The organism is Paenibacillus sp. FSL R10-2796, assembly GCF_037965315.1.
Lineage (GTDB): Bacteria > Bacillota > Bacilli > Paenibacillales > Paenibacillaceae > Paenibacillus_AQ > Paenibacillus_AQ odorifer.
In genome coordinates, this window is sequence record NZ_CP150178.1 from 5058938 (window position 1) to 5072320 (window position 13383).

Below are 13383 nucleotides of genomic sequence, written 5' to 3' on the forward strand. Positions count from 1 at the left end.
AATTTCCGGCTTCCACTTAGGAAGACGAAGTCGTTTTGTAATTATAAGCACTTAGAGCCATCATGGACTTGATACGTGCACATAACGCTTCTACGGTAAGACCTGTTTGCTGACGTTGTTCTTTAATGGAGCCATGCTCCACGAAGATGTCGGGCACACCCATCAGATGTACACGAGCGTCATAAATTTCATGCTCCGCGTAGAACTCCAATACCGCACTGCCGAGACTTCCCGCTTGGCAAGCCTCTTCAATAACAACCATATTGGTTCCAGCATGAGCCAAATCCAGAAGCATGGAATTATCAAGCGGCTTCAGGAAACGCGCATTCACAACGCCCACCTGAATCCCTTCCCGCTTCAGCAAATCAGCGGCTTCTTCAGCCACTTGAACCATAGGACCACATGCCACTACAGCATATCCTTCTCCTGTACGCAGTCGTTCCCATGATCCTATAGGAAGGGTATGCAGTTCAGCGTCCATTGCCACACCTGTTCCGTTAATACGCGGATAGCGGTAAGCAATTGGACCGTCATTATATTCAAGGGCCGTCTTCATCATATGACGCAGCTCATTTTCGTCTTTTGGCATCATCATAACCATATTAGGGATATGGCGCATAAAAGCAACATCGTACACACCCTGATGAGTCTCACCATCCGCACCCACAAATCCAGCACGGTCAATAGCGAACATAACATTGGCGTTATGGCGGCAAATATCATGGACGATCTGATCATAGGCACGCTGCATGAAGGTAGAATACACGGCGTATACCGGCTTCATCCCTTCCATAGCCAAAGCTGCACACAAGGTTGCTGCATGCTGCTCTGCAATCCCCACGTCAATCATACGATCCGGGAATTCCTTCGCAAAAGGAAACAAACCTGAACCGCCTGGCATCGCAGGGGTAACTGCAATCAGACGCGAATCTTCACGTCCTAGCTCAATCAGTGTACTACCAAATACTTCGGTGTACATTGGAGGACCTACAGCTTTAAGTGCCTGACCTGACTCAATTTTGTAAGGGGAAATAGCATGCGATTTATAAAAATCAGTCTCAGCCGGTTTGTAGCCCTTGCCTTTGGTCGTCAGCACATGCACAAGCACAGGACCCGCCACGTTATCTGCTTGATGGAAGGTGTCGATCATTTTCTCCAGATCATGTCCATCCACTGGCCCAAGATACGTAAAGCCAAGCTCTTCAAACAATACTCCAGGAACCATCATATATTTAAGACTGTTTTTTAATTGTTCAGCGGTTTTCGCTAATCGTCCACCGATGGCCGGAATCTTCTTAAGCAGCCCTTCAACCTCGTCTTTGGCACGCAAATAATGACGGTCCGAACGAATTTTGCTTAAATAATTGTGCATCGCCCCTACATTCGGAGCAATCGACATTTCATTATCGTTCAAAATGACCATCAGCTTGCGCTTCTCATGACCAATGTGGTTAAGCGCTTCAAAAGCCATCCCGCCGGTAAGCGCACCGTCACCAATCACGGCAATCACCTTGTTGTCTTCGCCTTTTAGATCACGAGCCATAGCCATCCCCATCGCTGCCGACAAAGAGGTGCTGCTATGTCCAGCCTCCCACACATCATGTTCGCTTTCAGAGCGCTTAACAAAGCCGCACAATCCCTGATATTTGCGCAGGGTATCAAAGCGATCTTGACGGCCGGTCAGTATTTTGTGGACATAGGCTTGGTGGCCAACGTCGTAGATCATTTTGTCACGAGGACTGTTGTAGCAATAATGTAAGGCCAGCGTGAGCTCCACCACCCCCAGATTAGAACCGAGGTGCCCGCCGGTTGCTGTAAGCTTCTCAATCAGAAATCGTCGAATCTCCTCTGCAAGAGTAGTTAATTCTTCGACTGACAGTGATTTCAGTTGTTGTGGATCATTTATTTGTGGAAGCAGCACGAATAGTTCCCCGCTTTCCTAGATGTTGTAAAATATATAAAAACCATTATAACACAAACGAAACGGCTGTCGAAATACAGCCGCTTCGAAAGTTCATACTTAGTGATCACGTGCCATTAAATAATCTGCAATTTCCAGCAGGCGCTGGTTGTCGTAAAAACCGCCATTCAGCACAGCATTTCGGGCTGCTTCTGTAAGCTGCTTCACCTCAGCACGAGATTCCTCCAACCCAATAAAATAAGGGTAGGTTACCTTCTGCTGCTTGATATCGCTGCCTGTTTTTTTACCAAGCTTTCCTTCATCACCAACCAAATCAAGAATATCATCCTGGATTTGAAAAGCTAGTCCGATGCTTGTACCAAAATCACGCAGAGCTTCAAGCTGCTTCTCTGTTGCCCCTGCGATACGTCCGCCGGCTAACAACGAAAAGATAATTAAATCTCCGGTTTTATGCAGATGAATATACTTCAACTGCGCAAGATCTGTTAGTCCTTGCTCGCCTTCCATATCTGCAATCTGACCGCCGACCATGCCGCGTGGACCTGCCATTTCCGCCAGATCCTCCACTATGGATAAAACATTATCAGCAGGAATGCCAAATTTACGGGAGGCTTGTACCACACTATAAAAAGCATGGGTCAAAAGCGCATCACCCGCAAGAATAGCTGATGCTTCACCAAAGACTTTATGATTCGTCAGCTTGCCGCGCCGATAATCATCATTATCCATGGCAGGCAGATCATCATGAATCAACGAGTAGGTATGTACCATCTCAATCGCAGCTGCAACAGGCAAGGCTGCTTCACGGCTGCCTCCCAGTGATTCACAAGCAGCGATCACAAGCAACGGCCGGAGGCGTTTGCCCCCTGCCATTAGCGAATACTTCATCGCTTGCTGTAAATTTTCTGGAACCGTCCACGCTGCGGGAAGAATAGTCTCAAGCTCATGTGAGAGCAAATCACTTATCGATGCGATGTAATCCTCCAGCGGCTGCCGCATGCTTTCACTTGCGGAGCTTCCCTCCAGATCATTCTCAAAGCGATTCATCGGCGTCCCCTTCCAGACGTGCACCAAACGGCTTTTTGCGCAGTTCTCCGTCCTCTTGGGTAATCATTTCGATCTTACGCTCTACTTGTTCCAGCTTGCTGCCGCAAAGCTGCGACAGCTTCATGCCCTGCTGAAATAAATCGATGGCCTTCTCCAGAGGAACGTCGCCGTGTTCAAGCTCACGAACGATTTCCTCCAGTCGGTCCATAGCGCCTTCAAAATCAAGTTCCGCTTCCTTCGTCATCGTCTTTGCCATCCTCCTTCATCCCCCATACTTGGCAGTTCAGCTGTCCGTCATTCATCTTTATCACCACAAGATCGCCAAGCTGCACTTCGGTCAGCGATTTGATTAAATGTTCTTCCGCCTCGTCATACACTAAGCTGTAGCCTCGCGACATAACTTTTAGCGGGCTCAGCGCATCCAGGTGACGAATCTCTGCCACATAGCGAGATCGCTTCTCCTGCAAACGAGCCTGCATAGCGCCCATTAACTCACGGCGCATACTGTCCGTGCGCTGACGTGCTGCGGCAACACTGTCGCGCGGATGGAACCGCTGCAGACTGTGATGCAGCACCGCCTTGCGCTCGCGGGAACGGCTGAGCCGTGCATCCGCCGAGCGCTGGAGCCGCTCACGCAGCATGTCCAGCCGCTGCGTGTGCTGAATCAGCGTGCGGCGCGGGCCTGCCAGCGCCAGCGAGCGCTGCAGCACCGAGTGGCGCTCGCGTCCACGCTGGGCGCGTTGTTGCAGCGCCTGGCGCAGCCGCTGCTGCAGCTGGCGAAGCTGCGCAGCTAGCTCGCCGGCATGAGGCACGGCCAGCTCAGCGGCCGCTGTGGGCGTAGCCGCGCGGAGGTCGGCGGCGAAATCGGCAATCGTGAAATCGGTCTCGTGGCCGACGGCCGAGATGACCGGAATCCTTGATGCCGATATCGCTCTCGCGACTTCCTCCTCGTTGAACGCCCACAGCTCCTCCAGCGAACCGCCGCCGCGGCCGACGATAAGCACGTCGGCTTCACCCATGGCGTTCAGCGCACCAATCGCCTTCACTATCGAAGGCGCAGCGCCTTTGCCTTGCACCAGTACGGGATAGATTACAATAGCTACCTGCGGAAACCGCCGCTGAAGCGTAATCACAATATCTCGTACAGCTGCTCCTGTTGGGGAAGTAATCACACCAATACACTTCGGAAACCGCGGCAACGAACGCTTGCGAGCTTCTGCAAAAAGGCCTTCTTTTTCAAGCTTGCTCTTCAGCTGCTCATAGGCCAGATATAAACTGCCAATCCCATCAGGCTGCATATGTGTGGCGTAGAACTGATATTGCCCATCCCGTTCATAAACGGTCACATTACCTCTGGCAATTACCCGAGCGCCTTCTTTCGGAATAAAGGGTAGCCGCTGGTTATGAGAAGCGAACATAATCGCTTTAATGCGGCTGCTCTCGTCCTTAAGTGTAAAATACATATGCCCGCTGCCATGATGTGTAAAGTTGGATATCTCTCCGCGAATCCACACATCCGAAAGTAAATTATCCGAGTCTAGCTTCATGCGGATATAACGGTTGAGTTCTTTGATCGAATAAACCTGCCGCTCTGCCGCCATGAATCTTACCCCTATTCCAGGCCGTGACGGCGTTTAGCCGCAATCAGCGTGTTGCTCATCAGCATTGTAATAGTCATCGGACCAACCCCGCCTGGAACAGGCGTGATGTATCCGGCAACTTCTTTTGCACTTTCATAATCAACGTCACCTGCGAGTTTACCGTTATCCAGACGGTTCATGCCCACATCGATGACAACAGCACCCGGCTTCACATAGGAAGCATCAATGAAATTAGCTCGTCCGATCGCTACAACCAAAATATCCGCTTGACGGCTAATCTCTTGCATATTAGCTGTACGGGAATGGCACATAGTTACGGTAGCATTTTCGCGTTGCAACAAGAGGGAAACTGGCTTTCCTACAATATTGCTACGACCAATTACAACGGCATGTTTACCTGCCATACCTGTTCCTGTACGTTTGATCAGTTCGATTACTCCTGCAGGAGTACATGGAAGAAGACTGTCGGCACCGATGACCAGGTTGCCTACATTGACAGGGTGAAAGCCGTCTACATCCTTTTCCACGGAGATTGCATCAATAACAGCCTTCTCCTCGATATGCTTAGGCAATGGGAGTTGAACCAGAATTCCGTCGATATCATCGCGTCCGTTTAGCTCTGCTACCAGTGCCAGAAGTTCTTCTTGAGAAGTGGATTCATCCAATTTATGCACTTCCGAATGGAATCCTAAGCTGATACAAGATTTCTCCTTATTGCGAACATAAACCTGAGATCCCGGGTCTTCACCTACTAGAATAACAGCCAAACCGGGCTTTACGCCGCGTTTCGCCAGTTCAGCAACCTCTTGGGCAATGCTAATACGAATTTCCTCGGATACTTGTTTACCACTGATGATTGCTGCTGTCATGTTAGTCTCTCCCCTTTTATATACTTTACTATGGTTTATAAATTAAGAATGGTCAGCTTTAATAGTATCTATCTCTTGGATCATCTTGCCGAGTACTCCGTTAACAAACTTCCCGGAATCATCCGTTCCAAAATGCTTGGCCAAATCGATCGCTTCATTCACCGCAACCTTCGCAGGCACATCATTGGCGAACACCATTTCATACGCTGCTAAACGTAGAATCTGACGATCCACACGTGACAGACGGCTCATTTGCCAGCCCTTCAGGTAATGTTCAAGTATATCGTCGATCGCTACCTTGTGTTCCCATACCCCATTCACATGTTCTACCACATAGTGTTTAAGCTGAATCTCGTCCGTGATTACACGTTCGGTTTCATTCTCTTCTGAAGCTTCCTCGAGCAGCATTTCTACGGCTTCCGCGCTTTCCACATCGTTCATTTCCATCTGATACAGGCTTTGGACAATAATCTCTCTAGCTATACGTCTTTTCATGTGTTCCTCCTAAAATCTTATATCGCATTAAAATATTCACTTGTACTGCATCAACGTCTACGACCCAAATATCGCTTCACACTTATTCATTCTTTCCCTATTCCTGTGAGGATTATTGCACAAAGCGAAGATACCTTCAGAGGAAGCTCGCAAATATACCTATCCCTTGTCGCAAAAAAACCGCAAAGCCTTTCTTCCGGGGGCAACGGACAACACAAACTTACGGTTTCCTGCTCCGGGAAAAAGACTATCGCGGTTCACTTAAAGGGACGCCAGCGTCCGGATAATCGCGAAACCAACTCCTGCCATTGAAACAGGGGCGCTTGCGCGGTATCCTTTCTTTTGCCGAGCGTATATCCGATGAACACTACCAGTGCAAAGAACAGCATATCCCAAAAACCGCAAATTAAATAAATCAAACCCAGACCAATGCCGAAAGTCACTCCGGCGATTCTACCCCCGTGACTTTCCCATACTTCTTTCCAAGACATAAGGGAAACTCACCTCTATTCCACTCGACTTTTGAAGCTTGGAGACTGCGTGAGGTTAGCAATATATACAGACACATCAGCAACCGGAATGCCGGTTGTCTCCTGCACAAAATCATGCACCTGACGTTGTACTTCTGTCGTAAGCAACGGTAATGAATGCTCACCGTCCACTACTGCACGAATTGTAATTTCAAGGCCAGCCTGCGAGACACGAATACGTGACTTGAGATCTCTGATTCCCTTCACTTTACCGGCAGCCTTAAGACTCAGATTCTCAATAGTTTCCATTGAAATCTGGATATCCCCATACTCTGTACGCTGATCGACCGAAGGCAATGAAGCGCGATCACGGCGCAGAGAGATGTAGAAAAATCGGATGCTCAGAAGGAACAAGACAACTGCTACTATTATTGCTGTAATATAAGCTGCTGGTCCATTCTCAATCTCCAAAGTTCTAGGAATCGCACCGCTTAAGAGGAGGATGGCAATAACAGATAGTATTCCGATACTTAAGCTGTAGACAAACAGCAAAAGTCTGTCCAAAATTTTTGCCACGAGTCTCATAACCTCCTTAAATTAGAGTAAACCCTCGACTTTGCTGTCGGGGGTTTATGGAAGAACGATGACTGCTATTTCACACGAAGAATCGTTTCAGTTTCTTCGTTCTTGTCTACAGTGTTGTTGTTCTTGAATTGCACATCATGAATATGCACATTCACTTCCACAACAGTCAGACCAGTCATAGTCTCGATGGAGCGCTTAACATTACGTTGAATTTCAGCAGCCACTTCAGGAAGGCGATTGCCATATTCAATAATTACAGAAACATCCACCGCAGCTTCACGTTGTCCAACCTCTACTTTAACTCCTTTGGACAGATTCTTACGTCCAAGAAGTTCAACAATACCACCGGCGAATCCGCCGCTCATACCTGCTACACCTTTAACCTCAACGGTCGCCAGACCTGCAATAACCTCGATTACTTCAGGAGCAATCTGGATTTCACCGATTTCCGTCCGTTCGTATTCTGTCGGCAATGTACTCATTTTAGACTTCACACCTTTCAAGAAAGATTGTTCATGATTTCAAGCGTAAAGCACGTCTCTTATTAAACATACTATATCATTTGACGAACTTTATGACAAACAAACCGAAGTCGTCCTAAATTTCATACTCTTCAAGAAACTTAATGTCAAAGTTACCATCCAAAAATACAGGATGCTCCAACAGTTTCTGATGGAAAGGGATGGTGGTATGAATGCCTTCCACGGCGAATTCAGCCAAGGCGCGCTTCATCTTCGCAACCGCTTCCTGACGTGTAGGAGCCCAGACAATCAGTTTTGCAATCATAGAATCATAGAAAGGGGAAATCGTATATCCTGGGTACGCCGCACTATCTACACGAACGCCAAGGCCTCCTGGTGGCAAATAAAAGCCGATTTTTCCTGGTGAAGGCATGAAATTACGCTCAGGATCTTCAGCATTTATACGGCATTCAATGGACCAGCCATTAATCACGATATCTTCCTGAGTGAATGACAGCGGATTGCCTTCTGCTACAGAGATCATTTCCTTAATCAAATCCACACCTGTAACCATTTCTGTTACTGGATGTTCAACCTGAATCCGAGTATTCATCTCCATGAAGTAAAACTGTCCGTCCGGTCCAAGCAGGAATTCAAGTGTTCCGGCTCCCGAATAATTCACGGCAAGTGCTGCTCGAACTGCTGCATTACCCATTGCTTCCCGAATTTCCGGTGTGAGCACTGAACAAGGTGCCTCTTCAATCAGCTTTTGGCGACGACGCTGCACGGAGCAGTCCCGTTCACCTAAATGCACTACATTGCCATGTTTATCTGCAATAATCTGAATCTCCACATGCTTCATGCCTGTTAGGAATTTCTCCAGATATACACCAGCGTTACCAAACGCCTTTTGTGCTTCCTGTTGTGCAGCAGTAATCTGCTTCACTAAAGATTCCTCGTCCTCAGCAATCCGTATTCCCTTACCTCCGCCACCTGCAGTAGCCTTAACGATGATTGGGTACCCAATATCGCGGCCCAGCATGACAGCTTCCTCTACATCGCCTACAAGACCATCTGAGCCCGGGATAATCGGAACTCCAGCCAGTTTCATGGTTTCCTTCGCCACAGCCTTGTCACCCATACGGTTTATGGCATCTGGAGAAGGTCCTATGAAGATAATATTGCAAGATTCACAAATCTCTGCAAAATCCGCATTTTCAGCTAAAAATCCATAGCCAGGATGGATGGCATCACATTCCGTTAAGGTGGCTACACTCATAATATTTGTAAAGTTCAGATAGCTGTCCTTGGCCGGCATCGGACCGATGCAGTAAGCTTCATCAGCCAACCGGACATGCAGTGAATCCCGGTCGGGTTCCGAATAGACCGCGACGGTGGAAATGCCCAGTTCACGGCAGGCCCTAATAATGCGGACCGCGATTTCGCCGCGGTTGGCAATCAACACTTTTTGAATGTTCATGCGTTTCCTCCCAAAGTTTTGCGAAGCTTCCGCTCCTTAAGTAGTCTGCGGTATTTATTCCGGTTTAACCAAGAATAGTGGTTGACCGTATTCTACAAGCTGACCGTTCTCAGCAAGCACAGACACGATTTCACCTTTGATCTCCGCTTCCAGCTCATTCATCAGTTTCATCGCCTCAATAATGCAAACCGTTGATTTTTCACTTACACGGTCTCCAACATTAACAAACGAAGGCGTTTCCGGAGAAGCAGCACTATAAAAGGTCCCCACCATTGGAGACACAATTTTATGTAGTTTGCCTTCTGCAGCTGCTTGTGGCTGCTGCGCTGGAGGAACTTCACCTACTACCGGATAGGATACTTGCGGTACGCTCTGCGGCTGCGGGGCAGGCGTAAAGGGATAGGCAGCATAAGGAGTCGCCTGTACTGCTGTTCCATCAGCTTCAGGGCGATCCGGTTTGCGAATTGCAAGCTTCATTCCTTCGCTTTCGATCTCCAACTCATGTACAGAGGAGGTCTGGTCCAGCAATTTAATCAATTCCTTAATTTCGCTCAACTTGAACATATATCAGTTCACTCCTTCAGCTTTCTCTCGAAGCCACTTCTTAAGCGGACAAGATAACTTTATGTATTATATCACAATCGGTAAAAATGGAAAGAGCCCGGGGCAACCCGAGCTCTTTCGTCATTTTTCTTTTAATTTTACAGCTTATTATTGCTCAGAAACGTATTGTACACTAATTTTATCTTGAGATACACTCAGTTCCTTCATTACGAGATCCACGATGCTAACCGCTTGCTTTACATCCAGTTTGTCGCTGAGAACGACTACTTTGTAGCTGTCTCCAGCTTCTTCCTTTACAATCGCTTCTCCATATTTTTGTTGAAGCTGTTCTTCAATACCGGTAATTTTGGATTCTTTTTCTTCAAGATTAAGAAGTTGTTCTTGAGCGACTGCGTTATCAGCAGGTGTTTTATCCATGTCATTAATCAAAGCAAGCAAGTCTTGTTGGTTCTTAAGATTCTTTTGCTCACGTTCATAAAGGTAGTTAGTGAACATACTGCTCGCCGATACACTTTGAGAAGCTACTTCATCGAGAATTTCTTTGTCATTTTTAGCTGGAGTCTTGGTTGTTGTATTTGCGGCTGTATCTTTAGCAGATGTATCTGTTTTCGCGGCATCTTTAGCAGCAGTGTCGGTTGTTGCCTTCTCTGAGTCACTGCTATTTGCGGCAGCTTTACTGCTATCGTCCTTAGCAGCTGTAGTTGTACTTTCGTCCGTTTTAGCAGTAGTAGTGTTATCATCCGTTTTAGCGGTAGCAGCACTGTCATCCGTTTTGGCGGCAGTAGCGCTGTCGTCCGTAGTAGCGGCGCCAGTAGTGCTATCTACAACGCCTTCATCGGCAACAACATCGCCTTGACTAACAACTTCGTTCACAACAACACCTTTGTCGCCAACCGTTGGCAACGCTGCACCTGCTGTGTCTTTCAGGGAATCAACCTGCATTGTGCCAGCCGTGTCTTTTGGAATCGAAGCACCTGAGTCTTCAGTGAATAAATAATATGCAGAGAGGACCACCATCAAGCTGAGCATAGAAACCAACCATATCGTTTGTCTTTTGCCGTTCATTCCTAATTCCTCCTAAAATTTAATCTAGTGGCTGCTTCGGAAGCACTCACTTATTGACTTTCTCCTGCTACTCTTGTTTGCGTGGTACTACTGAAATGCGCTGGATTGGGACGTTCAAGCCTTTTTCTATAGCCTGCTCGACAAGTCCACGAACAACCTTGTTCTCTGCCCCTTTGGCAACTACCAGTACGCCGCGTACCTGAGGTTTGATCCGCTTCGTCACGATGGGTGTCTCGTCCCCTGATTGCGAGTAGGTTACGATTTCGCCATCCCTCGTATATTGTGTCGTATGACGTTTCCCCCCACTGGCATCCGTCTCTTCACTAAGCTGTTGGGAGTCATTCATATTACGCACCACGACAATTTCTTCTGTAGACTCCACTGTAACCATGATGTCAACTGTACCGACGCCAACGATTTTCTCCAAAATTTCCTTCATCCGGTTCTCCATCGCTAGTTCGATGCTGTCGAACGAATTGGTCGTTGTGGTTGGATCACTCTGCACCAGCGCCGTTTGAGAGGACTGATTCACCGGCGGCTCGCGCCCTGTATTCTCGTTATCAATCCTCTTCACATTGACGAAGGAATTGAATAGCATGATCGCTGCGCCCAGCAGACCCAGAATGATCAGCCAGCGAAAGGTATGGCTTCTCTTCGGACTGCCGGCCCCACCCCCAGCCCACTGCTCAAGCTTTTTCAGCCAATTGCCCACTCCCATCCCTCCTAAAAATTATAGTTTCTTAGAAATATCAAGCTCATGATTTGACGTCACTAGCCAAGCTGCCATCCACCTGAATGACTTTGGGATCCAAATCCCACTTCAGTTCCAGCAGCTTTACAATGGACTCCATTTCACTCGCGGACGCGCTGTCTTCAGCTGCAGTTCCGTTCACTGCTTTATTAGGTTCAGCTGATGATGTTGCTTCACTCTCTACGTTATCTGCCGGATTAGCGCCAATTTTAACTTCTACAGGTGCTACAGGAGAGATTGTAATGGGTGCTGTAGTCGCAGTGCTGGAAGCTCCGGAAGTACCCGGGGAGTTAGCCGTTGTCTGAGGCATAGAGACCCTTACATTGGAAATGACAGGAACGTCTTCGTTACCAGTGCCGCCAGACTTCCCCATGCCCAGCGTTACGGTGACATTAACCCCGCGTTTGCCGGTCTCACTGATAATCTGCTCTTTCATCTGACCCGCCACCTCTTCGGCAGCGAGCTGCAGACTCTGTTCCTGACGGCCTTGTGCAAGCTTTTGCCCATCTGCCAGAATCTGTTCCAAGGATGGGTCTCCCTTCCCTCCGCCAGTGAACAAACCGCCCTCTTTCTCTTGCTGTCCCATAGCGACACTCAGTTCGGAGATTGCATCACCTTTCAGGAGAGAGACGATAGGGCTGAGCATCGTGAGCAGGATTAGGAGACTTAGCACCAATCTTGCATAACGCTCCATGGATTTGCTTGGGAGCAGCAATTCAACAAATGACGCCAACAGCACAACCAGGATGATCTCCCGCAGCCAACCGCCTAACCAGCTCATGGTTTCCCTCCTAAAAGTTTGGTTGCTTCACCTCATCATTACGGTCAAATTGCCCGCAGTCAGCATGATCGTAACCGCCATAAAAAACATTAAGGAAACAGCAGCCAAAGCAGCGAACACGTATACCATGCTTTTTCCAATCGTCTGGAGACAGACCACAATCGGCGTCTCTCCCAGCGGCTGCATCACAGCGGCGGCTATATTGTAGATAAGGGCAAGCACCAGGATTTTGATTGCCGGAAAAGCACACAGGAACAATATGATAATGACACCCGATAACCCGATCGCATTCTTCACCAGCAGTGAAGCTGAGATTACTGTGTCTGTGGCATCCGCGAACATTTTGCCGATGACCGGAACAAAATTCCCTGTAATATATTTAGCGGCCCGAATGGTGACCCCATCCGTTACTGAGCTTGTTATCCCTCGAACGGAAATTACACCTAGGAACACAGTTAGCAGTACACCTAACAATCCAGCACCGATGTTTCGCAGCAGATTAGCCAGCTGGGTTAGTTTATATTTCTCCGACAATGCGCTGACCAGATGCAGCACAGCCGAGAAGAACAGAAGCGGAAAAACAAGGGTGTGGATCATGGTGCCAACCGTATGAATCATAAAAACAATTAACGGATGGGTGACGGAGACCGTAACGATATTCCCCATCGAAGCCAGCAGCGCGAACAGCAGTGGAATCATCGCCATCATGAAATCGATCATCCGATCGATAGCATCCTTTGCATAACCAATAGCGATATTGAAGCTGTTCACGGCAATTACCAGCACCACCATATAACAGAGCGTATAAGCGACCTTACTGACCGTTTTTCGCTCAAAAGCGGTTTGCAGCGTCTCCAGAATCATGCTGAGCACACTGATCATCACAATCGTCACGAGCAGCTTTCCGTTGTACAGTACCTCATGCCACATAAAGCCTAGAAGCCCAGATAACACACCCTTTAAGCTGAGCCCCTTATCTCCCGGAAGCAGCATGTCCATTAGCGTGGGTGTGGCCCCGTCCGGGAAAAAACCACCATAATCCTTCATCAGCTGATCCCAGTACGACTCGACTTTATCTTTGGGTAAATTATTCACCTGGCTCTTGACCCACTGGTCTACCGGGGAGGAACTGCCGGATTCTGGTGTTGAGGAAGCTTGCACACTCTGAGCTGTACCTGCAAACCATAGAATGAAAAAGAATGGAAGCAGCAGCAGTATTATTTTTAGTTTTGGAGGACGGAAAACACTGTGCTCTTGCATAATTTCTCCTCCCGATCCGTTGCTCAGCTCTCT

15 protein-coding genes are annotated in these 13383 nt (G+C 48.1%); all 15 read right to left on the reverse strand.

Translation table 11 applies throughout. The annotated features are described in order from the left end of the window. Positions 1 to 16: 16 nt before the first annotated feature. The 15 genes from dxs to spoIIIAE all read right to left on the reverse strand — a co-directional run bounded on the left by dxs (position 17) and on the right by spoIIIAE (position 13350). Positions 17 to 1921: a 1-deoxy-D-xylulose-5-phosphate synthase gene (dxs, locus tag NST58_RS22955; protein WP_036682816.1), complete on the reverse strand. Its 1905-nt coding sequence runs from the start codon at positions 1919 to 1921 to the stop codon at positions 17 to 19. 99 nt (positions 1922 to 2020) lie between these two features. Then, the gene (locus NST58_RS22960; protein WP_076129651.1) at positions 2021 to 2968 is read right to left on the reverse strand and encodes a polyprenyl synthetase family protein; all 948 of its coding nucleotides are present in this window, start codon (positions 2966 to 2968) and stop codon (positions 2021 to 2023) included. After that, positions 2955 to 3212, reverse strand: coding sequence for an exodeoxyribonuclease VII small subunit (xseB, locus tag NST58_RS22965; RefSeq protein WP_036682818.1), 258 nt, complete (start codon positions 3210 to 3212; stop codon positions 2955 to 2957). The genes NST58_RS22960 and xseB overlap by 14 nt, the downstream gene beginning before the upstream one ends. Further along, positions 3190 to 4569: an exodeoxyribonuclease VII large subunit gene (gene xseA, locus NST58_RS22970; protein ID WP_038572529.1), complete on the reverse strand. Its 1380-nt coding sequence runs from the start codon at positions 4567 to 4569 to the stop codon at positions 3190 to 3192. Before xseA ends, xseB begins: the two co-directional genes overlap by 23 nt. 11 nt (positions 4570 to 4580) lie before the next feature. Then, positions 4581 to 5438 (reverse strand): bifunctional methylenetetrahydrofolate dehydrogenase/methenyltetrahydrofolate cyclohydrolase FolD, encoded by an 858-nt coding sequence (folD, locus tag NST58_RS22975; RefSeq protein ID WP_036682821.1) that lies wholly within the window; start codon positions 5436 to 5438, stop codon positions 4581 to 4583. A gap of 42 nt (positions 5439 to 5480) precedes the next feature. Next, positions 5481 to 5933, reverse strand: coding sequence for a transcription antitermination factor NusB (nusB, locus tag NST58_RS22980; protein WP_036682824.1), 453 nt, complete (start codon positions 5931 to 5933; stop codon positions 5481 to 5483). Between the two features lie 257 nt (positions 5934 to 6190). Beyond that, positions 6191 to 6424 carry a DUF2273 domain-containing protein gene (locus NST58_RS22985; RefSeq protein ID WP_036682825.1) on the reverse strand — a complete coding sequence of 78 codons (234 nt, stop codon included), beginning with the start codon at positions 6422 to 6424 and terminating at the stop codon, positions 6191 to 6193. A gap of 15 nt (positions 6425 to 6439) precedes the next feature. Next, positions 6440 to 6979 (reverse strand): alkaline shock response membrane anchor protein AmaP, encoded by a 540-nt coding sequence (gene amaP / locus NST58_RS22990; protein ID WP_036682827.1) that lies wholly within the window; start codon positions 6977 to 6979, stop codon positions 6440 to 6442. Positions 6980 to 7053: 74 nt separating this feature from the next. Further along, positions 7054 to 7470, reverse strand: coding sequence for an Asp23/Gls24 family envelope stress response protein (locus NST58_RS22995; RefSeq protein WP_076129649.1), 417 nt, complete (start codon positions 7468 to 7470; stop codon positions 7054 to 7056). A 115-nt stretch (positions 7471 to 7585) separates the two neighbouring features. Beyond that, positions 7586 to 8929 carry an acetyl-CoA carboxylase biotin carboxylase subunit gene (gene accC, locus NST58_RS23000; RefSeq protein ID WP_076129648.1) on the reverse strand — a complete coding sequence of 448 codons (1344 nt, stop codon included), beginning with the start codon at positions 8927 to 8929 and terminating at the stop codon, positions 7586 to 7588. Positions 8930 to 8983: 54 nt separating this feature from the next. Beyond that, positions 8984 to 9493 carry an acetyl-CoA carboxylase biotin carboxyl carrier protein gene (gene accB, locus NST58_RS23005; RefSeq protein WP_076098642.1) on the reverse strand — a complete coding sequence of 170 codons (510 nt, stop codon included), beginning with the start codon at positions 9491 to 9493 and terminating at the stop codon, positions 8984 to 8986. 147 nt (positions 9494 to 9640) lie between these two features. After that, complete coding sequence (locus NST58_RS23010; protein ID WP_339244300.1) at positions 9641 to 10558, reverse strand: SpoIIIAH-like family protein; 918 nt, start codon at positions 10556 to 10558, stop codon at positions 9641 to 9643. A 67-nt stretch (positions 10559 to 10625) separates the two neighbouring features. Further along, entirely contained in the window at positions 10626 to 11270 is a 645-nt protein-coding gene (gene spoIIIAG / locus NST58_RS23015; protein ID WP_076134498.1) for a stage III sporulation protein AG, read from the reverse strand. A gap of 43 nt (positions 11271 to 11313) precedes the next feature. Continuing rightward, positions 11314 to 12090 (reverse strand): stage III sporulation protein AF, encoded by a 777-nt coding sequence (spoIIIAF, locus tag NST58_RS23020; protein WP_248548418.1) that lies wholly within the window; start codon positions 12088 to 12090, stop codon positions 11314 to 11316. A 27-nt stretch (positions 12091 to 12117) separates the two neighbouring features. Next, positions 12118 to 13350, reverse strand: coding sequence for a stage III sporulation protein AE (spoIIIAE, locus tag NST58_RS23025; RefSeq protein ID WP_076218779.1), 1233 nt, complete (start codon positions 13348 to 13350; stop codon positions 12118 to 12120). Positions 13351 to 13383 lie beyond the last annotated feature (33 nt).

Bases quoted from the DNA above. Each gene is read 5' to 3' on its own strand.
- NST58_RS22960 (WP_076129651.1), bottom strand. From the start codon at position 2,968: ATGAATCGCTTTGAGAATGATCTGGAGGGAAGCTCCGCAAGTGAAAGC.
- xseB (WP_036682818.1), bottom strand. From the start codon at position 3,212: ATGACGAAGGAAGCGGAACTTGATTTTGAAGGCGCTATGGACCGACTG.
- xseA (WP_038572529.1), bottom strand. From the start codon at position 4,569: ATGGCGGCAGAGCGGCAGGTTTATTCGATCAAAGAACTCAACCGTTAT.
- folD (WP_036682821.1), bottom strand. From the start codon at position 5,438: ATGACAGCAGCAATCATCAGTGGTAAACAAGTATCCGAGGAAATTCGT.
- nusB (WP_036682824.1), bottom strand. From the start codon at position 5,933: ATGAAAAGACGTATAGCTAGAGAGATTATTGTCCAAAGCCTGTATCAG.
- NST58_RS22985 (WP_036682825.1), bottom strand. From the start codon at position 6,424: ATGTCTTGGAAAGAAGTATGGGAAAGTCACGGGGGTAGAATCGCCGGA.
- NST58_RS22995 (WP_076129649.1), bottom strand. From the start codon at position 7,470: ATGAGTACATTGCCGACAGAATACGAACGGACGGAAATCGGTGAAATC.
- accC (WP_076129648.1), bottom strand. From the start codon at position 8,929: ATGAACATTCAAAAAGTGTTGATTGCCAACCGCGGCGAAATCGCGGTC.
- accB (WP_076098642.1), bottom strand. From the start codon at position 9,493: ATGTTCAAGTTGAGCGAAATTAAGGAATTGATTAAATTGCTGGACCAG.
- NST58_RS23010 (WP_339244300.1), bottom strand. From the start codon at position 10,558: ATGAACGGCAAAAGACAAACGATATGGTTGGTTTCTATGCTCAGCTTG.
- spoIIIAF (WP_248548418.1), bottom strand. From the start codon at position 12,090: ATGAGCTGGTTAGGCGGTTGGCTGCGGGAGATCATCCTGGTTGTGCTG.
- spoIIIAE (WP_076218779.1), bottom strand. From the start codon at position 13,350: ATGCAAGAGCACAGTGTTTTCCGTCCTCCAAAACTAAAAATAATACTG.